A 20,185-nucleotide genomic window follows, 5' to 3' on the forward strand; every position below is an offset into this window, starting at 1 on the left:
GGCTTTACTAACCCGTCCATGGAATGAGAATCCATGTCAGGACTGCTCCCGTCCGACAGGGACACAGAGCGGGAGACGCGAACCCCTCGCGTTCTGTGGCTCGACGACGACGACGCGGAGCAACTCATCTCCTCGCTCTCCTCGGAGACGGCCCGTTCGATTCTCACCGAACTGTACGAACGGGACGCGACGGCCTCGGAACTCTCCGAGGCCGTCGATACCTCCTTGCAGAACGTCCGGCACCATCTCGGAAACTTACAGGACGCCGGCCTCGTCGACATCGTCGGCACGGAGTACTCGGTGAAAGGCCGCGAGATGAACGTGTACGCGCCCGTCGACAGCCCCCTCGTCGTCTGCGCCGGTCAGGAAGACGACCGTGCGTCGGTGCTCGATTCGCTGCGAAAGTTCGTCGGCGTCGCTGCGATACTGGCCGTCGGCGCAGTGCTCGTCCAGTGGCTGTTCGGGGCGGCGGTGACCGTCTCGGACGTCGGCGGGCCGGGAACGGCACCCCGCGTCGGCGACAGCGTCGCAGACGGTGTCGCGCCGCTGCTCGGGACGCTCCCGCCGGGCGTCGCGTTCCTCGCCGGCGGCGCGCTCGTTCTCGCCGTCGTACTCGCACTGGAGGGTTTCCAGCGGTGAGTCGGCCCGGCGCTCGTCGGGGGATGTACGCCCTCTGACCGATGAACCGACGGTTTCTCGCGTGCGTGCTCGCCGTCTGTGTGCTGGTCGCTGCGTCGAGCGCACCGCTCGCCGGGTCCGTCGCGGCGACGGTGCCGTTGCTCTCGGGGACGGACTCGAAGACACCAGCCCCGTTCGGACAAGTGAGTCGAACCGGCGGACACATCGTCTCGACCGGAGACGTCCACGACCGCGGCATCACCGGCAGCGGCGTCGCCGTGGGCGTCGTCGGCACCGCCTTCGAACCGGAGGGGTCGGTCGTCGCCAACAACGTGGCCGGCCACCGACGCGCGCCCGACGAGGGAGCGACCGGCGAAGTCGTCGTCGGCCCTCGCGGTCGTCTCGATAGTCGCCACGACACCGCCGTCGCCGCCGCCGTCGCCGAAACCGCGCCCGACGCCGACCTCTATCTCGCGGCCGTCGGGGACGACCCGACGCCGGAGGAGTACCAGCGGGCTATCGACTGGTTGGCGGCCAACGACGTGGAAGTTGTCGTCGACGCCGGCAGCTACTTCGCCTCGAACCCCCGGACGAACGAGCGACTCACCGCCGTCGCCGAACGCGCCGCCGCCAACGGGACCGTCTTCGTCACCTCGGCAGGCAACTACGCGAACAGCCAGTGGGTCGGCGACGGAACCGCCGACGGCTGGGTCGACTTCTCGAACGCGACGGAAGCAAACCGACTGGCGGGTGGGGAGATAACCGGTGGCGACGTATCGCTCCGTCTCTCGTGGAACTCCTCGGCTGACTACGACCTCTATCTGTACCGCGAGCGGGCGAACGGTCCCGACCCGGTCGTCGCTAAATCCGTCCGGCGGCAGGCGGGAGCGAACAACTCGACGCGTTCGACCAACTCGGCCAACCCGGCCAACTCGACTAATGTGACGAGTTCGACAGACGCTACGGCGTCGTGGGAGTCCATCGATGCGACGGTCCCGCGCGGGAACTACTACGTCGCCATCGACGCCCGCGACGGCGACAACAAGAGTCAACTTAGACTGCTGTCGAGTCGGCAGTCGCTCGAACACGCCGTCTCCCGCGACAGCGTCGTCGCGCCGGCGACGGGGACGGGCGTCGTCGCCGTCGGTGCCGTCGACACCGACACCGGCGAAATCGCGCAGTACAGTTCGCGCAGCGGGTCGTTCGTCGACGTCTGGGGGCCTGCGACGGTACACACGGAGTCGGGGACGCTCGAAGGAACCTCCGCTGCCACACCGTACGTCGCCGGAACGATGGCGCTCGTGGCATCGGCCTGCGAACGCGACGTCCGTACCGACGAACTGGTGGAACTGCTCCGAGCGTCGTCGGTCGGTGACGACCGATACACGCCTGACTCGGTCGGCGTCGTCGAAGCCGCCGCAGCGGTCGAAACCGCCGAGCGAACCACGGATAACCGAAGTTCCGGTGGGTGTTACCTCGCCGACTGAGCGTCGTTCTCGGCCGCTCGCCCTCGACTTTTTCCGTGAAGACGGGCCCACTCCGTCACACCGTGTCGACCCCGAACTCACCGACTGCCTCCGACACCGATAAGCGTCCGCCCCGGCGAGAGTCGGGCGTGACTTGGCGCGAGGTGTTCGGACACGACGAGCCGTATCCCGAGCAGGCCGACGGTATCGACACCGCCGTCGAGACGGCCGACGACGGCGGATTTACCGTCGTCGAAGGTGCCTGCGGGACTGGCAAGACGATGCTCGCGCTGACCGCGGGCATCGACCGCGTCCGCGACCCCGACTCGCCCTACGAGCGCGTCGTCGTCCTCACCAGCGTCAAACAGCAACTCCGCCAGTTCGAAGACGACCTCCGGACCGTCAACGCGAACCTCCCCGACGACTGGCGACCCGTCTCGGGACTGACGCTCGTCGGCAAATCCGACGTCTGCCCCTACAGCCGAGAACGCGTCGCCGGTGTCGACGACTCGAACGTGTACGAACGCTGCGAAGGCCTCCGCGAGCGAACCAGAAACCTCGCAAGCGAGAGTGGACCGACGACCGCATCGGCGCTGGCAGGCGAGGCGCGGCGCGCACAGACCGGACTCGCCGACACCGGTTCCGGTGGCCCCTCCTACCTCGAAACGGCGGGCGAACCGACGCCGTACCTCCCCGAGCTGCCCGAACACGGCGACACCGAGTTCTGCCCGTTCTACGCGCAGTTCCTCGACGACCTCCCCGAGGACGGCGAGCCTGTCGAAGCTGTTCCGTTCGACTTCGAGGACGCAGGGCTGCTGGAACCGTCGGACCTCGTCTCGCTCTCGGCGGGGTTCGGCACCTGTCCGCACTCGACGATGGGGGCTGTGCTCCCACACGTCGAGGTCGTTTTGGGCAACTACTACCACGCGTTCGACCCGACGACGGTGGCGACGTTTACGGGTTCGTTGGTCGACGAGACGACGTTTCTCGTCTGCGACGAGGCGCACATGCTCGAACCCCGAGTGAGGGATTTGGTGAGTTCGGGCGTCGGCGACCGAAGTCTCCGCGACGCCGAAAACGAGGTGACGCGCGTCATCCAACCCGTCGAGTTCGACGAGGCGGGCAGAGAGACACAGGGGTCGACCGCCGACGCCGACCTCGTCAAAGGGGAACTGAAGAAAAGCGACGTGACACTCCGCGAACTGAAGGAGACGCGCGAGTTCCTCCGCGATTTGCGCGAAGAACTCGACCGCCGCGTCACCGCCCATCTCGACCGCGAGATGCCCGACTGGCGAGCGGACCTCACGCGGCTCGATGACGCCGAAATCCCGCTCAGAGAACCCGAAGAACCTGCAGTCGACGAGATAAGCGAGTGGGCCGAAGAAGTCGGATACGACGGCGGGACGTGGGTGCGTGCCGAAACGGTCGGGGCCGTCGTCGGTCGCATTCTCAACTCCGCCGAAGAGGACGACAAGCGTCGGGCCGCGCCGGGCGTCGGCCGCGTCCTCGGCGAGTGGTACCGCTGCGACCACGAGCGCTACTTCCGCGAACTCGAACTGGAGCGGACGTGGGACGAGATGGAACCGCCGGATTCGTGGCGACGCGCGTACAACGCCCGTCTCGCGCTGTACAACTGCGTTCCCTCCGACGCCATCGGCGACCGACTCGCGGAGTTCGGCGGCGGCGTCCTGATGAGCGCGACGCTCGCGCCGATGGATATCTTCCGGACCGTCTCGGGACTCGACGCCCTCGCCGAGTCGGGTCGACCGGTCGAAGAACGAACGTACGGGCTGACGTTCCCCGCGGAGAACCGTGCGAGCTTCGCCGTCGACGCACCGAAGTTCACCTACGCGAACCGCGGGTCGCCGGACGAACAGAACCCGACACGGCAGGCGTACGCCGCCGCCGTTTCAGAGGTTGCTGAGTCGCCCGGCAACGTCCTCGTCGGGATGCCGAGTTACGGCGAGGCGGAGTGGATGGCCGGCGTGCTCCGCGGCATCGTCGACAAGCCGGTCCTCCTCGACGAGTCCAGCGACGATGGGGCAACAGAATCGCTGAAAGCGGAGTTCTTCGGCGGCGAGGCGAAAGTGCTCGTGACGAGCCTCCGCGGGACGTTGACCGAAGGCGTCGACTACCGCGGGGACCGCCTCTCGGCGGCCGTCGTCTGCGGGGTCCCGCTCGTCAACACGTCGAGCCCGCGGACGAAAGCGGTGAAGACGGCGTACGACCGCGCGTTCGACGGTTCGGGCTTCGAGACAGCACTGACGGTCCCGGCAGTCAGAAAGGCGCGACAAGCCATCGGCCGGGTTATCCGCGGCGGCGACGAAGTTGGCGTCCGCGTCTTCGTGGACGCACGCTACGCACGCGAGTCGTGGAACGGCGTCCGCGAGTACTTCCCCGACTACGAACGAGAGGAGTTTCAGCCGGTGAGCCCCGACATGCTGGGGTTCGGACTCGAACGGTTCTGGTCGGAGCGGTAGCTCCGACGTTCAGTCACGCTTCGGCGACGGTTGCGCTCACGGTCCGTGCGCCGCAGCGGTGAGACCGGAGTCGGCGGCGAACAGATACCCGGAGACGACGACGAACGAGAGCGCGAGAACGCCGGTAGCGACGCCGACATCGAAGAACGCTCGCCCGCCGAGCAGCCAGACGACGCCCAGTGCGAGCGTGTGGACGATTGCGACGAGGTAGCCGACCGGTCGCCAGTACGTCGTGAGGTAGACGGCGAGACCGGCGACGTACACCGCACCGACGACGTAAAACGTCGTCAGTCCCGTCTCGGTACCGAGCCAGAGGTGAACGCCCGCGAGCAGCGCCCCGAGACCGAACCCCGTCGCGTGTAGTGGCTCTCGAATTCGTCCGAGTTCGAGTATCGTGTTCCGACGCCGGTCGTCGTTCATCCCTGCCGACGGTGCCACGTCGACGGTGAAAAGTGCTCGCAGACCCGAGATGCGATGAATTCGCCGGGGCGCGTCGAGTCGTCGGTGCCGGAGTGTTCAGCTTGCGTCGTAGCTCTCGCGGCAGTCGTCGCTGCAGAAGTGACGATGCTGGACGGTTCCGTCTTCGACCCATGTGACGACGCGGTGCGTCGGCGACTGGACGATTTTCTCGCCACAGGTTGCACACTCGGGCGCGTTCTCCTCGTCTACGTCGTCGCCGAGCGACGAAGTGGGGTCGACCATGTCGTCGGTGTAAGTAATCGGGGCACTTTACTGCTCTCGTAGTTACTTCTTTCGCCGCAGTTTCCGCCGTCTCAGCAGTCACCACAGTCTCTGTTGTCTCTGCCGTCTCCACCGTCGATGTCGTTTCTCACCCGGAAGGATGCTCGATGGTCATCTCGGTTCGCGCCGTCACGTCGTCGTCGACGCGGACCCGGCCGTCGGGCCACCGCGTGACGAGTCGTGTCGGTGCTGCGTCGCCGAGTCCGAAGTGGGCGACCGGTTCCGACTGGCTGTGCCCGCCGCTGCCGGCGTCGACGAGGCGCGACTGGACGCCGTCTGTCGTCTCCAGCGTGACTGTCGCCCCCCGCGCCGGCGCGCCCGCTTCGGTGAGTGGCCGGGCTCTGAACCAGTCGTTGTCGTTCGGTGCGCAGAACAGCGATAACGGTTGTGCGCCCGCCTCGCCGTGGACGACGAGCAGTTCGAGCGTCCCGTCGCCGTCGACGTCCGCAGTGGTGACGCTCGTGCCGAGTCCCCGCGGTTCGAGCGCCGCCCCCGCGCTCACTCGCTGCCAGACGCCGTCGGTACGGGTGAACACGCGGTTCGGCGCGCCGAGGGCGTTGACGAACAGTTCGAGGGAGCCGTCGTTGTCGAAGTCGGCGGCGACAACCGAACGAGTCCGGGTCGGTTGGGCGAGTTCGGGCGGGGCGACGTCCCGAAAGCGGGGTGACACGGAGCCTGCTTTCCCGTTTCGTGCGAACAGTCGTGTCGGACCCTCCCAGTTGCCGCAGACGAACTCGCCGGTGGGTTCCGCACCTGCGCCGACGAACGAGAGGCAGCGAGCGTCGCAAGCAGCGTCGGCGACGCCGCTCTCGGTGGCGACGTCGGTGAACTGCCCGCCGTCGTTTTTGAGCAGTCGGTTCGGGCCGTGTTCGGTGGCGACGAACACGTCCATTCGCTCGGTGACGAGCGGACCGCTCGCCAGCGCACGGACGTCGGCGGCGACGTCGAGTCCGACCGACTCGGCCATATCGGTTACCTCTCGGTCGTCGCCGAGTTCGTAACAGCGCATCGGAGAGCCGTCACCGGCGACGAGCATGCCGTAACGCCCGGTTCCGTGGCGGTCGACGGCGGCGACGGACCAGCCGTCGCGTCGGTTGCTCCGGCCCACGTTCACCTCCAGCGAGAAAGCGTCGACCCACTCGGTGTCGTCGCAGTCGAACAGTCGGTCGACCGCACCGCCCATCCGCCCGTAGCCGCCCGCGTTCTGGACGTACACCTCCTCGCGGCCGTCGGCGTCCAAATCCGCGGCCGCGACGGCGATTCCGCGTCGCTTCTTGTCGGCGATGATGCCAGTGGCGACATCGACGAGTGCACCCTCGTCGCCTTCGTCTTCGTCCCATCGGAGAAGTTTGTTCGCGCCGCTGCTGGAGGTGACGTAGGTGAGCGGTCCCCGGGGACCGACGGTGACCGCGGCGCCGTACCCCTTGAACGCGGGGTTGGTGGCGAATAGCTCCGAACGCGCCTCGAACACATCCGTTTCAGTCGACCCGGCTATAAGAGTGGACGGTCTCGATTCCCGTCGTCAAGTTGAAACCCGTTCGCCGACGTGGCCGTAGCCGTTCGGCACGGGGTTGGCGACGAACCGGCGACGGTAAACTGTCCGTCAGTCGAGTACGCGGTCGAAAACCGCTCTCGTTCGCGGACTCGGTTCCATCGCATCGAGTTCGCTCTCGACGTCGACGGCTCCGACGACGTCGGCGAACTCGGCCCGCCGACGCAGCGTCGCCACGTGGTAGAGATACGAGAGTCGGAGGAGCCATCGCGCGGCGTCGAGGTCCGCATCGGTCCGAAGCCGAAACGTCGTCCACCCCGAATCGGGAACGACGTGGTGGACGCCCGTTCGTCCCTCGTCGACGAGCGCGTCACGAAGCTGTCTGGGGTAGTTGATGTCGAGGGTACCGAAGCGATGGACGTGGCCGACTTCTCGGGACCCGAGCGTGAACTCGCTCCCGTCGAAGCGGTGCGGGCCGACCTCGATACCGGGCCACGCCGATGCGTCGGCGGTCAGCCTGTCGACGAGTTGCTCGCGGGTCGGTGTGGTCGAACTCATAGCGTCGATACGGCGGCAGCGAGCATAACTCGCGCGCGGTTCGGTAACGGGCAACATAGTCGAGTCGAACACAGGTCGAGACGTCCAGCGAGTCTTGAGTTCGGGGCGGAGATATAGAGTCGAGCGTCGAAGACGGCGCACTGGTTCCGGTCGTCGTCGAAATCCGCCGATTCCAGCGGCGTGAGAATCGCTCGGGGGTACTCACCAACGATATATCCCACTATAGAGCGGTCTTAGCAGCGGTTATGTACCCGACTGTGGGAGATTCTATCACCCCCCGACACGGGGCACCTCTCCATGAGCCTACACACGAGCGACAATCGGTCCGACGTTCCCGCCGCGCACGACTCCCAACTGGACGGCCGCTCGTTCGGTCTCCACAGCGTCACCGTTCGGTACGAAAACGCCTCCGACCGGTGTACCATCTACCCCCGTGATACGCCCGCCGAAGAGCGAGTGACCGTCTGGTTCACCGCCGACCTCGACGCGTTCGTCGGTCTCGAAGAGATGCGCTGACGTCCTACTCGTCGGGCCAACGCGCGTCCGAGCAGCTACCGACCCGTCAGAACCCGAGCGCCGTCACTGTCTCGAACTGAGCGCCGTCACCGTCTCGGAGAGAACCTCCACACCGATACCCAAGCTCCGTTCGTCGACATCGAACCTGCTCGAGTGATGTGGTGCAGGGTGGTCGGTTCCGATGATGGCGTACGAGGCCGTCCCACCCTGTTCCTCGACGGCCTTCATGAGGTAGGTGGCGTCCTCGCTCGCTCCGAACTCGCTCGTCTCCGTGACGTCCGTGACAGCACCGTGTTCCCGAGCAACGTCGGCGACAGTCCTGCTGAACTCGGGGTCGCTGTCGGCCCGTGGCGCTTCGCCCGTGACCTCGAACTCGCTGTCGCAGGAGTGCATCTCGGCGGCCGTGTCGACGACCCGTTCCGTTTCCGCACGCAGGAACTGGAGAATTTCGTTCGTTTCCCCTCGGATTTCTCCTTCGATACGCACCTCCTCGGCGACGATGTTCGGCGCAGTCCCGCCGTCGATACGGCCGACGTTGATTCGGGTCATCCCGTCGACGTGACGGGGTATCGAGTACACGTTCTGGACGGCTGTCGATGCCGCTTGCATGGCGTTGCGTCCCTGACTCGGATTCTTCCCCGCGTGCGCGGACTCACCGCGGAATCGGGCTTCGAAGTTGGTGACCGCGAGTGGTTTCACGATTCCGCCGACGACGCTTCCCGTCGGATGTCCCAACCCGACGTGGAGTCCGAGAAAGTAGTCGACGTCGTCGGTGTGTCGGGAGAGCGCCATCGGTTTTCCACCGCCGGCGCGCTCCTCGGCGGGTTGGAAGATGAGCGTGAACGTCCCGTCGAACTCGTCGCTCCGACTCACGGCTTCGAGCACGCCGAGTCCTGTCGTGATGTGCGCGTCGTGACCACAGGCGTGCATCACGCCGTCGTTCGTCGACCGGAACCCTTCGACGGAGGGCACGTGTTCCGAATCGTTCGCTTCCCGTTGGGGAAGCGCGTCGATGTCGACACGGAGAACGACCGTGGGGCCGTCGGTCCCTTTCTCAAGGACTGCGATGGCCCCTGTGTGTCCATCCTCCGTTAGTTCCAGAACGTCCGACCGCGCACCGGCGTCTGCAGCCCTGTCGTGCCACTCGCGGAGCGTCGCACTGTCCGGGAGAGCCATCCGATGTTCGCTCGCGTACGCCTCCGTTCCGATGTAGAGTCGGTCGACGCCGATTCGTTCGACCTCGTCGACGATGCGACTCGTCGTGTAGTACTCACACCACGCGGGCTCCGGGTACCGGTGGAACTGCCGGCGGAGCGTCCGCAATCGGTTCCGAGCGGACTCGTCACTCATCGTCGAGTTTCCTAGCGTTGGCGTCAGTGTCAGTGTCAGTGTCGGCGTCGGCGTCGGTGTCAGCGTCGGCTTCGGTGTCGAGCGCCCAACGTAGCTTCTCGTTGGAGAGGTTTCGACCGGAGAGTTGGAGGACGACAGTCTTCCCGGCGAGTTCGTCGGCGCGGTCCAGCGCGCCCGCGACACTCGCGGCCCCGGCACCTTCGAGGAGGATGTGTTCTCGTTCGACTATCGTCCGGACGGCCTTCCGTATCGCCTCGTCCGAAACGGTCATCATCTCCGTGAGCTTCTCGCCGAGAATCTCGGAGGTCAACGCGAACGGCACGCGCGACTGGAGCCCCTCCGCGAGGGTGTCCGCAGTCGGCTGGGGGTCGAGATGGCCCTCCTTCCACGCTCGGTACATCGCGTCCGCGTTGGACGACTGGACGCCGACGACGTCCGCGTCCGCCACCTCACCGACGGTCAGACAGTATCCCGACGCACTGCTGCCCCCGCCGATGGGGCAGAACACGGTGTCGACGTCCGGAAGTTCGTCGAGAACTTCCAGCCCCGCCGTTGCGACGCCGGCGATGAGCAGTGGTTCGTTCGCCGAGTGGACGTACCGGTACCCGTGCTCGCTGGCCTGTTTTTCGGCCCACTCGCGGGCGTCGTCGTAGTCGCGCCCCACCCGGTGGACTTCCGCACCGAATCGCTCTATCGCCTCGACTTTGTCCTCGTTCGGCTCGCCGGGGACGGCGATGACGACTGGGATACCGAACGTCCGCCCGGCGTAGGCGATGGACTGGCCGTGGTTGCCCGTACTCGCCGCTATCAAGCCACGGTCGGAGAACTCGGGGTCGAGTTGGGAGCACAGATTGAGACCTCCACGAACTTTGAACGCGCCCGTCGGGAGGGTGTCGTCCCGCTTGAGATACACGTCTGCGTCCAGTTCACCGGAGAGGAACTCGCTTCGGACCAGCGGCGTCTTCGGGAGGTGGCGGTCGATGACTCGTTGTGCGCTGAACACGTCCGCGAGCGTCGGTGGTGTGAGGTCGTGGTAGGGAAACACCGTGGTTTCGTCCGGTGAGTCTACCGGCTCGTACGCTGTCATGCCCGAGAATGGTCTATCCGATTGTTAATTGTTTTCCATGCCCGTATCCTATCAGATTCGGTTCACGTCGTCGCACAGCGCTGCCTTCTCTCCGTTAGCGGCTACTGTCGCTGTTGGCAGTCTCCGGCTCTCGGTGGAGTCGGGCCGTTACTCCCGCCAGCGCGCGTCCGACAACGTCTGTTGGACCGCCTCCTCGCCCACCGCTGCAGCGAGCGTCTGGAACCCTTGCCGCTCGACGTTGTCCTTTGCATTTGCCACTAGTCGTGAGACGATGAACTCCGGCGTGGACTTGCCGACGGTCCCGAATCTGGGCTGATAGTCGACGCGCAGCTTCAGGTCGGGCGTCAGCCCTTCGGCGAAGATGCCGTCGATACGCGCCGCCGCCGGAAGCGGGCTGAGGTCGTCGGCGAGGTGGGTGACGTAGACGCCGACGGCGTTGCGGTCGACGGTGAGGCCGACGAGACCACCCAGCAAGTCCGCCGCCCGGCCGGGTTCGGTGATGGCCTCGAACTCGTCGACGAGCATCAGCGTCCGACCCTCTCCCGACAGCGGCGGGACGATGGATTTCAGCGTCGATTCCAGCACTCCGGCGTTGAAACTCGCGTGACGACGATGGAACACCACGGTGTCGAAGTCGCCGACCTGTGCGCGACTCGCCGGAACGGGCAAGCCCATCGCCGCGAGCAGCGCCACCTGACACAGCGTCTCCAGAAGCGTCGTCTTCCCGCCGGAGTTCGCGCCGGTCAGGACGGTCACGCGCTCGTCTGCGGGCGGTTGCGGTTCGCCCGAGAGCGTGTGGTGACCGACGGCGTAGGTGACCGGTTGCACGTCGTCGTCCAAAAAGAGATGTCGCGCCTCGACGGCGGCGACGCCGAACGGTTGGTCGTCGTTTCCACCTAACTCCGGGCGGACGAGGTCGTACGCGTCCGCAAAGCGTGCAAGCGAGAGTGCGAACGCGCTGTCTTCGACCGCGTCCACGGCGATATCGATGTCGTCGCGGGCGTTCTCTATCGTTTCGTGGAGGTCGGCGGCAACGCTGTCTTCACGTTCGTCGACCCGTTCGCGGAGGTCCGCCGAGAGCGTTCGGAGCGTCGTGCTGACGAAGTCCGCCGCGCCGACGGGGTCGTCCGCGGCCGCGCCGAGCACGTCGTCGCGCGAGAGTTCGGTCTCGGCGGCGACGTAGTCGGCCACCGCGTGCTCGAAGTCGTCGAGGTTGCGCGCACCCGCCTCCCGAACGGTTTCGAGCAGGTCGAACGCGCCGGATTCGAGGCGTTCGGCGGCCTCTAAGCGCCTCCGAAGGCGGTCGAGCGTCTCGTCTGCACCCTCCAGCACGTCGTCTCCGTCGACGTAGCCGAGAGCGCCCATCGCCTCCGAGAGCGCCTCCTCGTCGGCGTCCGAAAGCGGCGCGAACGGTCCCGTGTCGAGGCCGATGTCGCGGAGGGTGACTGCGGCTTCGACGGCGGCACGCTCGGTGCCGCCCGCCTCGTCGTAGGTAGCGAACGCCGCGAGCACGTCGTCGCGGGCGTCGTCGTCCAACCCCGCCCACGCCTCGCGGGCGGCCTCGATTTCGTCGAGTCGTGCCTCGCGCTCGGCCCGCTCCGAAAGGGGTGTGAGCACACGGATTCGGTCGCCGGCGTGGCGCGTCACCGCGTGTTCGCCCGCCAGCGAGAGCAACTCGTCGTAGACGGTACGGGCGTCTCTGGTTCCGAGCGTCGCCATCCCGGCGTCACCGTTGGCGCGCCGGAGGATGCGCGTCGCGCGCCCGGCGGGGATGCCCGCCTCGGTCAGCGCCCGCACGTCGGCGGATTCGATAGCTTCGACGGCGGCGGCGACGCCGAGCGTCTCCTGTAATCTGTCGCTCGTCTTCGGCCCGACTCCCCAGTACTCCTGCAGTCGCATGGTCGTGGCTGAGGCGGACGCGTCTTAGTGGTACTCGTTCGCCGCCACAAAAAGTCGAGTTAATCGAACGCGACGGTCGATTCTCTCGTCGTCTCCGACGTAGAGCGCGTGGCGAGAATGTGTACGAGCGTGACGACCGCTTCCTCGTGGTCGGCACGTGACGCCTGCAGCGACATCGGCGTGACGCCGAGTTTTCGGTATGGTTCGAAGTCCGCTCGCGTCGCGTCGCCGCGGCGGACGTACTCTTGGCCGAGGAGGACGAGCAGGGAGTGATACTGGACGAGTTCCTGCTTTTTCATTGCGACCGTTCTTAGGGCTGAAGCCGTGTAAGCGCCACGGTGAGGTGGGTGACGGAGACGACCACCGTCATCACCACCCGAGAGGTGTGGAAAGCTATCTAGATAGCTTTCCAGATATCTTGTTAGGTATGCAGTCGCCGAGGCGCTGTACCGGTGACAGATTAACCGAACCGTATGAAATCCGGAGGAGTCGTTCAGTAGCCATCTCCCAGTGTCGCCCGCGTCGTCGCCGAGACAACCGCCCGCTGTGTATCCCTCCTCTCCGGCCGGCGTTCGTTCGAACTACTCGTCGCCTTCGTATTCGTCGTCGGTGACGTGCTCCATCCAGGTGACGACGTCTCCGTCGAGTTCCTCCTGAATCGCGACGTGCGTCATCGCCTTCTCGGGTGATGCGCCGTGCCAATGCTTCTCGTCCGGTGGGAACCAGACGACGTCGCCCGCCCGTACCTGTTCGATTGGCCCCCCTTCGCGCTGGACGAGGCCACATCCACTCGTGATGATGAGTCGCTGTCCCAGTGGGTGGGTGTGCCACGCAGTCCGCGCACCGGGTTCGAACGTCACACTCGCCGCCGCTGCACGGGCATCGTCCCGCGAGTCGAACAAGGGGTCGATTCGAACATCGCCTGTGAAGTATTCGTCCGGGCCTTCGTTCGACGGGAGCGAACAGCCGTTTGTGATTTCCATGGTCTGTCTCCACGTGTGAGTCGCCGTCGTGGCCCTTGGGTTCGATGCTATCTGTGAAGGATGGTTAAATACCGCATGTCGCAGTCGCCGTTGCGTTCTCGCATTCTCACGTTCACAGCGAGTTAGAGTGGAGGGCGAATGAGACTGGAGGAGTTCAGCGACTGGAGCGGACCAAGACAGGATTCGAGTCCAACTCGGGACTCAGTACCGAACGGCTCGAATTACGGCTGAACCTGGTCGAGTGGCCGGATTAGTACTTCGTTGATATCGACGCGCTGGGGTTGCGTCACGACGAACGTGATAGTGCGAGCGATATCTTCGGGTGCGAGTGCGTCCATCGACCCGACGTACTCCTTGACGTTCGACTGGACGTCGTCGTCCGGAATGTGTTCGAGCAGTTCGGTATCGACTGCACCGGGTTCGATGGTAGCCACACGAATGCCTTCCTCGGCGACGTCGAGTCGCAGCGAGTCACCGAACATCTTGACGCCAGCTTTCGCCGCGTTGTAGTGGGAACTGTTCGGTTGGAGGAACCGCCCGACGACCGAGGAGAGATTGACGATGTGTCCGCGCTCCTGTTCTATCATCGTGGGGACGACGGCGTGGGTGAGTGTGATGAGGCCGCTGAGGTTCACGTCGATAGTCGTCTGCAGCGTCTCGCGGTCCGCCTCCGCGATGTGTGCGAGCGGCATGAGACCGGCGTTGTTCACGAGGATATCGATGCGACCGTACTCGTCGAGTGTGGTCTCGACCAAGTTGTCGATGTCGTCGTCGTCGGTAACGTCGGTTGCAACGACGAGTGCCTCTCCGTCGCCGTCTTCGATACGAGCTTCGAGTGCTTCGAGTTCACCTTCACGACGGGCGGCGAGCACGACGCTCGCTCCACGCGATGCGAGTGACTCGGCAGTTGCGCTACCGATGCCCGAAGAGGCCCCGGTGACGATTGCGACCTGTCCATCCAGTTCCGAACCGAATTCTGTCGACATCAACTAGATGGAGACTCGTCACGGCTTTCGCAGTTGTGCTATCCTGAAAGGGTGTTTAAATATGCCGTGCTGTCGAACTCGTTCGTCCGAACGTCAGCCCCGACGAACGCGAGACGAAAGGAGAGTCCGATACTACTTGGGAAGGGTGTTTATCTGCGGCTGTGAACCGAGCGCCGAAGTGATGAGTTGGCGCTCACCGCGTCGGAGGAGACCCGACATAGACGGTTGTGAGATGCCCATCTCTTCGGCCAGTTCTTCGCTGCTGACCTGACGCGGACTTTCGTAGTAGCCTCGACCGATTGCCAAGGTGAGCGCCTCCTGTTGGCGGTCGGTCAGGCCGTACTGAGACGACGTGTCGTCTTCGGGCGGGTTCTGCGATATCGAGACGAGTTCGACCCCGATTCCGTACTCCTCACACCGGGTTCGCATTCCGTTGAACGCACTGTAGTTCTGGAACAGTTTCTTCTCGTACCAGCCGTCGGGTGTGACGACCGTAGGTTCCACTTGACTCGCCGTGAACCGCTCGGGGGCGAACGCGTCCGCGACGACGTCTTCGAGTTCGATGGTGAGTTGGTAGACGTCTTTGCCGCTGGCGTGTCCGAGCGGTGTGGTTTCGACGACTTCGTCGAACGTTGAGAGGTCGTCTTCGGAGACGTCGTCGGTCGAATCGAAGTAGACGGTGAACACTCTCGCAGTTCGTTCGCGACAGAGTCCGTGAACGCATTCGAACTGACTCGACGGAACCGAGTCGGCGAGCGTGACGAGTGGGAGTGAAGGTGACCGGATAACGAACTCCGTGGTGAGGGTCATGAGACAGCGGTATGCTTCCCTCGGAGTTAAACGACACGCGCCTGCTGTTCGACAGGCGACTCAACGGAGATTGATATGTTCTGCGGAGCGATGGAGGTCGATTCTGTAACGGGTCCGATTATCGGTTCCACCCGCCGTCGAACGACTCGAACCGTTCGAGGTCGTGACCGTACAGCACGTCGGCGTCGTGGCGACGCTGGAGTTCCTTGACGAGTTGGAGGCTGTCGAACCAGTCGCGGTCGCTCCACAGCAGGCCGGGTCCGAGCGGAACTTCGTCGGTGTAGTTGGCGTCGACGTAACACTCGTCACCGGCGATGAGGACAGTGTCGTCGGGGAGGTCGATTTTTGCGCCCATCACGCCGGGCGTGTGTCCCGGCAGGTGCAGAAGTTCAAAGTCGTCGAACAAGGTGGTGCGGTGACGGTGGACGATTTCCCAGTTGAGGTCGTAGTCGAAGTCCGAGGCGAGATACGCGATGGAGCCTTCCATCGTCTTGGCGCTGTAGTACGCGAACTTGAACTCCTCCTCGTGGACGTAGATAGGCACGTCAGTGTCGGCGAAGTTGTAGAGGCCGCCCGCGTGGTCGAGGTGGAGGTGACTCATCACGACGGCGTCGATGTCCGAGAGGTCGTAGCCGGCGGCGTCGAGGTCGGATTCGAGGTCGTGGTCGGCGGCGTCGTAATGTTCGAACGCGCCGTACAGCGGTGCGGGCCAGTAGCCGTCGCCCGCTTTCGGGTGCGACCCGGTGTCCCACAGCACCGTCGCGTCGGGGTGGTCGACGACGGCGTTCCAGACGACGAACTCCGCGAAGTCGTGTTCCGGGTTGGGGTTGTCGGCACTGGCCATCGCGTAGCCGTCGACGACGTAGTTCATATCCGCGCGGACGCGTCCCCGGTCGAGCAGGTGGATACTGGCGTCAACCATACGATGAGTAGGGCCGCCCGGACGATAACTGTTCAACACGCCGAGAGATGCGACGAGCGAAGTCCTCACGCGTTGTAGCGTCTGCATGGACGAACCCACTGTGGCCGAAGGCTGGCCCGACCGCCCGTTGAGTGGTGAGGAGACCCGCGACCTACTCGACGACGAGGTCACCACCGTCCACGTGATGGACCACGACCCGGCGACGCGCGGCGTGATTCTCGGCGACGACGACCCCGGCCCCGACGAATCTATCGTCGAACTCGTACTCGAAACCGACGACGAGTACCGGATGTACAGCTACACCCGCGACAACGACGGCACGCGCTGGATGGACTACGGCACCGAGCGGAAAGGAACCGACGGCGAGGAGCAGATGCAAGCGACGCTCGGAAGTTACCGCGTGTTCGCGTCGAGAGAGACATAATATAGCGAGTCGTAGCGACATCGGTCGCGGCACCGACGGTGAGGAATCGCGGAAACGCGGGCCGCCACCGAACCGTTCAGGAGGGCCGCCGGAGAACCGCTCGTCGTGCGAACTCCCTCGTTGGACGCCGTGCGCGGCTTTCGTCGGCCCGTCTATCTCGTCGCGCTCGGCCAACTCGTCAATCTGTTCGGCTCCGGTCTCGTCTACCCCTTCGCCACAGTTCATTTTCACCTCGAAGTCGGTATCTCGCTCGGCGTCGTCGGCTTCGGCCTCCTCCTAAACAACGTTGCTACCGCGGTGGGCACGGCCGTCGGCGGGTTCGCCGCCGATAGGATAGGGAGAAAACCCGTGATGGTGACGAGCATGGCGCTGTCGACGGTGACGCTCGCCGCGTACGCTGCGGTCTCGACTGCGACTGGGTTCGTCGCCGTTGCGACTGCTGCTGGACTAACCTTGGGCCTCTTTCCGCCGGCGAGTCAGGCGATGATAGCCGACCTGACCGACGGAAGCGAACGTGACCGAGCGTTCGCACTGCTCAAAGTCGCCAACAACGCCGGCTTCGGTCTCGGCTTCGTCGCCGGCGGCGTGCTCTACAGCGTCGCTCAACTGGCGGTTTTCGTCGCCGACGGCCTCACCTGCGGTGTCGTCGCCGTGTTGCTGTGGGCGACACTCCCGCGGGTTCGAGGCGGTAGAGAAGACGAGGGTGACCCGTCTCCAGACGCCAAATCCTCGCTGTCGACGGCGCTCTCGGAGTGGCGACGCGCCGTTACACGCCCACGAATCGTCACGCTCGCGCTGCTCAACGTCGGGTTCGCAGTGATGTACGCACAGATGCAGGCGACGGTTCCTGTCGTCGCCACCGAGACGTTGGGACTCTCGTCTGCGGAACTGGGGACGCTCTACGTCCTCAACCCGCTCGTTATCGTCACGCTCCAACTCCCGCTCGTCGCCGCTATCGCCGACTGGCGGCGCACGCGTGGCCTCGTCGTCTCGGCCGGCTTTTGGGCGGCCGCGATGCTCGCGGTCTGGGTCGTCGTCCTCGGGCCGTTCGTCGGTGTTTCGATTCCGGTGGTCGTCGGTGTCGCGTTGGTCGGTGCGTTCCTCGTGCTTCGGACGCTCGGCGAGATTCTGCACGCGCCGCTGGTCTCCTCGCTCGCCAGCGACATCTCACCCGAGCGAGAACGCGGGTCGGGACTCTCGCTCGTCGAAATCGCCAAACGACTCGGCTTCGGCATCGGGGCGGCGCTCGGCGGCGCGTTCTTCGATTTCGGGATTGACCACTGGCTCTGGCCGACGCTCGCCGTCGGCTGTGTGGGTCTCGCTGTCGGCGTGTTGGCGCTGGAGCGCCGCGTGACACCGGCGGAGAACGGTGTGTCGAACACGGCGACGACGGCGGATTGATGCTCAATCGGCGACTGCCGCTCAGTCGGAGACTCGGAGGTCGATTTCGGTGTCGAGAAATCGCCCGACATCTTCGATTTCGTCTCGCAGCGGTGCGTCGAGTTCGGGGTCCACGGAATCGAAGGGGTCGACGACCACTGCCGGCGTCGCACGAGTCCGGTCGAGTCTCCACGTGCCGACGACCTCGCCGTCGGCGACAACCGTCGGTCGAATGACGCCCGCTCCCGGCCAGACCTGTTTTTCGTACTCGCGTGGAACCGGTCGACGCTCTTTTTCGTAGCCCAGCAGAAACGAGTCGTAGCCGGGAAGCAGCCGAAGGGGGTCGGTCGCGTCGGATTCGGCTACCGACTCGTACGCGTCCACGTCGTCGGTGAGCATCTCGGCGGGCTGACGCTCGACGAGCACCTCGGTCGTCTCGTCGGCGACGAGACCCCACGCGTGTCTCACGTCGCGCATGTACAATCCCGACCACGCCGCGAAATCGTTCATCGATGCGGGCTGAAACGCCCGAAGGTAGCGGCGCGCGAGTTCGACCAACGCGTCCTGTCTGTCCGGGGGGTCGGCGACCGAAACCCACTCGGAGAGCAGGTCGTACGCTATCGTTCCCTCCTTGAGTCCGACCTCGCAGAGAATCCCGAGCAGCGCGGCCCGGCGGACGAGGAAGTACGGCGCTTGGCTCTCCGGGTCGGCGTCGATACCATCCTCCCGGAGTCGCGTTGCGAGTTCCTCGCGTGTGAGCGGCCCGTCCTCCCGAAGTGCGTCGCGGATGGCGTCCAGCGCCCGGTCGATATCTCGCTCGTCGAGTCCCATCGCTTCGAGTCGTTTCGGTTCCGGGCCGCGCGCGGCGAACGTCTCGCCGAACAGCGAGAGATACAGCGGCAGGTCCGCGGCGGCGACGAGATGGAACGTCCCGCGCATACACCACGTTCTGACGACCGAGCGCTCCTTGTACAGTGCACGTTCGAGGTCCGATTCGGTCAGCGACTCGCTTCGCGCGCGGACGCCGAGGGCGGCCGCCGGTTTCTCCTGTGCTTGCACGCCGCAGACCGACGTCAGCAGTTCCCCGACGGACGTCTCGGTGGCGCGCGGGGCGAGTCGTTGCGAGCGGAGGCGGTAGCGAGCGGCGTCAGCGGCGGTGAGTTCGAGCGGCACGGTCTGAATCCTTCGTCGAACCGTCACCCAGTCGGTGTGTGACGTCCGACGGGGTCGGAACAACGCGACGCGACTAAACGTTTCGTCGCGGTCGTCAGCAAGAGTAAATCGTAGAGAAAAATCCGAGTCGACTCTACCGCGACTGGCGGTAGATGAGGTTCCGCTGAATTTCGTTTGCGCCCTCGTAGATGACCGGGATGCGCACGTCGCGGTAGACGCGAGCGATGCGGCGGTCGGTCAGGATGGAGCGGCCACCGTGCAGTTGCATGCCGCGTTCGGCGCAGAAGTTGGCGACTTCCGTCGACTTCGTCTTGGTCGCTGCGGCCCAGAATCCGGCGTCCTCGTTGTCCTGCACTTTCTGTGCGGCGCGCCAGTTGAGCGCACGTGCGGCCTCGAACTCCATGCGCATGTCCGCGAGGATGTGCTGGACGGCTTGGAACTCCGAGACGTTACGGCCGAACGCTTCGCGGTCGTGGACGAACGCCCACGCCTCTTCGATGGCCGCCGCGGCGAGGCCGAGACCGTGGCCGCCGACGGCGACGCGGCCGTGGTTGAAGAAGTCCGCGAGCATGTAGAAGCCGCCGCCTTCGCTGCCGATGAGGTTCTCCTCGGGGACGACGCAGTCGTCGAAGAAGATGTGGCCCTGCTTGGAGGCGCGCATCCCCATCTTCTCGGGGATGTGCTCGGCCTCGTAGCCCTCGGTGTCGGTTTCGACGATGAACATCGAGTAGTTCGAGTAGCGGTCCTCGCCCTCGCCGGTTTTCGCGTAGACGGTGAGCCAGTCGGCTTCGACGGCGTTGCCGACCCAGTACTTCTCGCCGTTGAGCGCGTAGCCGTCGTCGACTTTCTCGGCGGTCGTCGTCATCCCGGCCATGTCCGACCCGGTGTCGGGTTCGGAGACCGCGAGGCCCGAAATCTGTTCGCACTCGGCGACGGGTCGCAGGTACTCCTCTTTCTGCTCTTCGCTGCCGTAGTCTTCGACGATTTCACAGCCGAAACTGGCGAGCATGAGGGTGAGACCGATACCGGCGTCGGCGCGGTAGAACTCCTCGGCCAGTGCGAGCACTTGGTACATGTCGAAGCCCTTGCCGCCGTATTCCTCGCCGATGTCTTGGGCGATGATGCCGGCGTCTTGGGCCGCTTCGAGAATCTCCCACGGGTAGTCGCCCGTGCGGAAGTACTCCTCGGCGTTCGGTTCGATGTGTTCTTCGGCGAACTCCCGGGCCGCCTGCTTGACCTCGCGGGCGTGCTCCGGGACGATAGTGTCGTCCAGAAGGTCCATGTGGACACGTCAGTGGTA

20 protein-coding genes are annotated in these 20,185 nt (G+C 65.2%); 6 read left to right on the forward strand and 14 right to left on the reverse strand.

Features of this window, described 5'->3' with window-relative positions:
- The first annotated feature begins 33 nt into the window (after positions 1–33).
- The 3 genes from AUR64_RS09915 to AUR64_RS09925 all read left to right on the forward strand — a co-directional run bounded on the left by AUR64_RS09915 (position 34) and on the right by AUR64_RS09925 (position 4,564).
- Positions 34–639 carry an ArsR/SmtB family transcription factor gene (locus AUR64_RS09915; RefSeq protein WP_058581741.1) on the forward strand — a complete coding sequence of 202 codons (606 nt, stop codon included), beginning with the start codon at positions 34–36 and terminating at the stop codon, positions 637–639.
- Between the two features lie 41 nt (positions 640–680).
- Positions 681–2,105, forward strand: a complete 1,425-nt coding sequence (locus AUR64_RS09920) for a S8 family serine peptidase (RefSeq protein ID WP_058581742.1) — start codon at positions 681–683, stop codon at positions 2,103–2,105.
- Between the two features lie 128 nt (positions 2,106–2,233).
- Entirely contained in the window at positions 2,234–4,564 is a 2,331-nt protein-coding gene (locus AUR64_RS09925; RefSeq protein WP_058581743.1) for an ATP-dependent DNA helicase, read from the forward strand.
- Positions 4,565–4,600: 36 nt separating this feature from the next.
- On the opposite strand, the gene AUR64_RS09930 is transcribed toward AUR64_RS09925, so the two are convergent.
- From AUR64_RS09930 to AUR64_RS09945, 4 genes are all read right to left on the reverse strand, one after another.
- Positions 4,601–4,984: a hypothetical protein gene (locus AUR64_RS09930; protein WP_058581744.1), complete on the reverse strand. Its 384-nt coding sequence runs from the start codon at positions 4,982–4,984 to the stop codon at positions 4,601–4,603.
- 96 nt (positions 4,985–5,080) lie between these two features.
- Positions 5,081–5,266, reverse strand: coding sequence for a DUF7576 family protein (locus AUR64_RS09935; RefSeq protein WP_058581745.1), 186 nt, complete (start codon positions 5,264–5,266; stop codon positions 5,081–5,083).
- A 127-nt stretch (positions 5,267–5,393) separates the two neighbouring features.
- A complete protein-coding gene (locus AUR64_RS09940) occupies positions 5,394–6,776 on the reverse strand; it encodes a CRTAC1 family protein (RefSeq protein ID WP_058581746.1) in 1,383 nt (460 codons plus the stop codon).
- A 132-nt stretch (positions 6,777–6,908) separates the two neighbouring features.
- Positions 6,909–7,355 carry a luciferase domain-containing protein gene (locus AUR64_RS09945; RefSeq protein ID WP_058581747.1) on the reverse strand — a complete coding sequence of 149 codons (447 nt, stop codon included), beginning with the start codon at positions 7,353–7,355 and terminating at the stop codon, positions 6,909–6,911.
- A 297-nt stretch (positions 7,356–7,652) separates the two neighbouring features.
- On the opposite strand from AUR64_RS09945, the gene AUR64_RS09950 reads away from it, so the two are divergent.
- Positions 7,653–7,871 carry a DUF7511 domain-containing protein gene (locus AUR64_RS09950; protein ID WP_058581748.1) on the forward strand — a complete coding sequence of 73 codons (219 nt, stop codon included), beginning with the start codon at positions 7,653–7,655 and terminating at the stop codon, positions 7,869–7,871.
- Positions 7,872–7,934: 63 nt separating this feature from the next.
- Here AUR64_RS09950 and AUR64_RS09955 read toward each other — a convergent pair whose 3' ends face one another.
- From AUR64_RS09955 to AUR64_RS09990, 8 genes are all read right to left on the reverse strand, one after another.
- Positions 7,935–9,221, reverse strand: coding sequence for an amidohydrolase (locus AUR64_RS09955; protein WP_058581749.1), 1,287 nt, complete (start codon positions 9,219–9,221; stop codon positions 7,935–7,937).
- Positions 9,214–10,308 carry a threonine ammonia-lyase gene (locus AUR64_RS09960; protein ID WP_082230685.1) on the reverse strand — a complete coding sequence of 365 codons (1,095 nt, stop codon included), beginning with the start codon at positions 10,306–10,308 and terminating at the stop codon, positions 9,214–9,216. Before AUR64_RS09960 ends, AUR64_RS09955 begins: the two co-directional genes overlap by 8 nt.
- Before the next feature lie 147 nt (positions 10,309–10,455).
- Positions 10,456–12,207, reverse strand: a complete 1,752-nt coding sequence (locus tag AUR64_RS09965; RefSeq protein WP_058581750.1) for a DNA mismatch repair protein — start codon at positions 12,205–12,207, stop codon at positions 10,456–10,458.
- 59 nt (positions 12,208–12,266) lie between these two features.
- The gene (locus AUR64_RS09970) at positions 12,267–12,506 is read right to left on the reverse strand and encodes a UPF0058 family protein (protein WP_058581751.1); all 240 of its coding nucleotides are present in this window, start codon (positions 12,504–12,506) and stop codon (positions 12,267–12,269) included.
- Between the two features lie 282 nt (positions 12,507–12,788).
- Positions 12,789–13,190 carry a (R)-mandelonitrile lyase gene (locus tag AUR64_RS09975; RefSeq protein ID WP_058581752.1) on the reverse strand — a complete coding sequence of 134 codons (402 nt, stop codon included), beginning with the start codon at positions 13,188–13,190 and terminating at the stop codon, positions 12,789–12,791.
- A 221-nt stretch (positions 13,191–13,411) separates the two neighbouring features.
- Positions 13,412–14,176 carry an SDR family oxidoreductase gene (locus tag AUR64_RS09980; protein WP_058581753.1) on the reverse strand — a complete coding sequence of 255 codons (765 nt, stop codon included), beginning with the start codon at positions 14,174–14,176 and terminating at the stop codon, positions 13,412–13,414.
- A 132-nt stretch (positions 14,177–14,308) separates the two neighbouring features.
- A complete protein-coding gene (locus tag AUR64_RS09985; RefSeq protein ID WP_058581754.1) occupies positions 14,309–14,986 on the reverse strand; it encodes a helix-turn-helix domain-containing protein in 678 nt (225 codons plus the stop codon).
- A 118-nt stretch (positions 14,987–15,104) separates the two neighbouring features.
- A complete protein-coding gene (locus tag AUR64_RS09990) occupies positions 15,105–15,908 on the reverse strand; it encodes an N-acyl homoserine lactonase family protein (RefSeq protein WP_058581755.1) in 804 nt (267 codons plus the stop codon).
- A gap of 85 nt (positions 15,909–15,993) precedes the next feature.
- On the opposite strand from AUR64_RS09990, the gene AUR64_RS09995 reads away from it, so the two are divergent.
- Both AUR64_RS09995 and AUR64_RS10000 read left to right on the forward strand, forming a co-directional pair.
- On the forward strand, positions 15,994–16,332 hold the full coding sequence (locus tag AUR64_RS09995) for a hypothetical protein (RefSeq protein WP_058581756.1): 339 nt from the start codon (positions 15,994–15,996) through the stop codon (positions 16,330–16,332).
- Positions 16,333–16,437: 105 nt separating this feature from the next.
- Positions 16,438–17,733 carry an MDR family MFS transporter gene (locus tag AUR64_RS10000; protein WP_058581757.1) on the forward strand — a complete coding sequence of 432 codons (1,296 nt, stop codon included), beginning with the start codon at positions 16,438–16,440 and terminating at the stop codon, positions 17,731–17,733.
- Positions 17,734–17,754: 21 nt separating this feature from the next.
- On the opposite strand, the gene AUR64_RS10005 is transcribed toward AUR64_RS10000, so the two are convergent.
- Both AUR64_RS10005 and AUR64_RS10010 read right to left on the reverse strand, forming a co-directional pair.
- Complete coding sequence (locus AUR64_RS10005) at positions 17,755–18,885, reverse strand: winged helix DNA-binding domain-containing protein (RefSeq protein ID WP_058581890.1); 1,131 nt, start codon at positions 18,883–18,885, stop codon at positions 17,755–17,757.
- 133 nt (positions 18,886–19,018) lie between these two features.
- The gene (locus AUR64_RS10010) at positions 19,019–20,167 is read right to left on the reverse strand and encodes an acyl-CoA dehydrogenase family protein (RefSeq protein WP_058581758.1); all 1,149 of its coding nucleotides are present in this window, start codon (positions 20,165–20,167) and stop codon (positions 19,019–19,021) included.
- Between the last annotated feature and the right edge of the window lie 18 nt (positions 20,168–20,185).

The sequence above is a fragment of the Haloprofundus marisrubri genome (assembly GCF_001469955.1).
Taxonomy (GTDB): domain Archaea; phylum Halobacteriota; class Halobacteria; order Halobacteriales; family Haloferacaceae; genus Haloprofundus; species Haloprofundus marisrubri.

Bases quoted from the DNA above. Each gene is read 5' to 3' on its own strand.
- AUR64_RS09915 (WP_058581741.1), top strand. From the start codon at position 34: ATGTCAGGACTGCTCCCGTCCGACAGGGACACAGAGCGGGAGACGCGA.
- AUR64_RS09920 (WP_058581742.1), top strand. From the start codon at position 681: ATGAACCGACGGTTTCTCGCGTGCGTGCTCGCCGTCTGTGTGCTGGTC.
- AUR64_RS09930 (WP_058581744.1), bottom strand. From the start codon at position 4,984: ATGAACGACGACCGGCGTCGGAACACGATACTCGAACTCGGACGAATT.
- AUR64_RS09935 (WP_058581745.1), bottom strand. From the start codon at position 5,266: ATGGTCGACCCCACTTCGTCGCTCGGCGACGACGTAGACGAGGAGAAC.
- AUR64_RS09945 (WP_058581747.1), bottom strand. From the start codon at position 7,355: ATGAGTTCGACCACACCGACCCGCGAGCAACTCGTCGACAGGCTGACC.
- AUR64_RS09950 (WP_058581748.1), top strand. From the start codon at position 7,653: ATGAGCCTACACACGAGCGACAATCGGTCCGACGTTCCCGCCGCGCAC.
- AUR64_RS09955 (WP_058581749.1), bottom strand. From the start codon at position 9,221: ATGAGTGACGAGTCCGCTCGGAACCGATTGCGGACGCTCCGCCGGCAG.
- AUR64_RS09960 (WP_082230685.1), bottom strand. From the start codon at position 10,308: ATGACAGCGTACGAGCCGGTAGACTCACCGGACGAAACCACGGTGTTT.
- AUR64_RS09965 (WP_058581750.1), bottom strand. From the start codon at position 12,207: ATGCGACTGCAGGAGTACTGGGGAGTCGGGCCGAAGACGAGCGACAGA.
- AUR64_RS09970 (WP_058581751.1), bottom strand. From the start codon at position 12,506: ATGAAAAAGCAGGAACTCGTCCAGTATCACTCCCTGCTCGTCCTCCTC.
- AUR64_RS09975 (WP_058581752.1), bottom strand. From the start codon at position 13,190: ATGGAAATCACAAACGGCTGTTCGCTCCCGTCGAACGAAGGCCCGGAC.
- AUR64_RS09980 (WP_058581753.1), bottom strand. From the start codon at position 14,176: ATGTCGACAGAATTCGGTTCGGAACTGGATGGACAGGTCGCAATCGTC.
- AUR64_RS09985 (WP_058581754.1), bottom strand. From the start codon at position 14,986: ATGACCCTCACCACGGAGTTCGTTATCCGGTCACCTTCACTCCCACTC.
- AUR64_RS09990 (WP_058581755.1), bottom strand. From the start codon at position 15,908: ATGGTTGACGCCAGTATCCACCTGCTCGACCGGGGACGCGTCCGCGCG.
- AUR64_RS09995 (WP_058581756.1), top strand. From the start codon at position 15,994: ATGGACGAACCCACTGTGGCCGAAGGCTGGCCCGACCGCCCGTTGAGT.
- AUR64_RS10010 (WP_058581758.1), bottom strand. From the start codon at position 20,167: ATGGACCTTCTGGACGACACTATCGTCCCGGAGCACGCCCGCGAGGTC.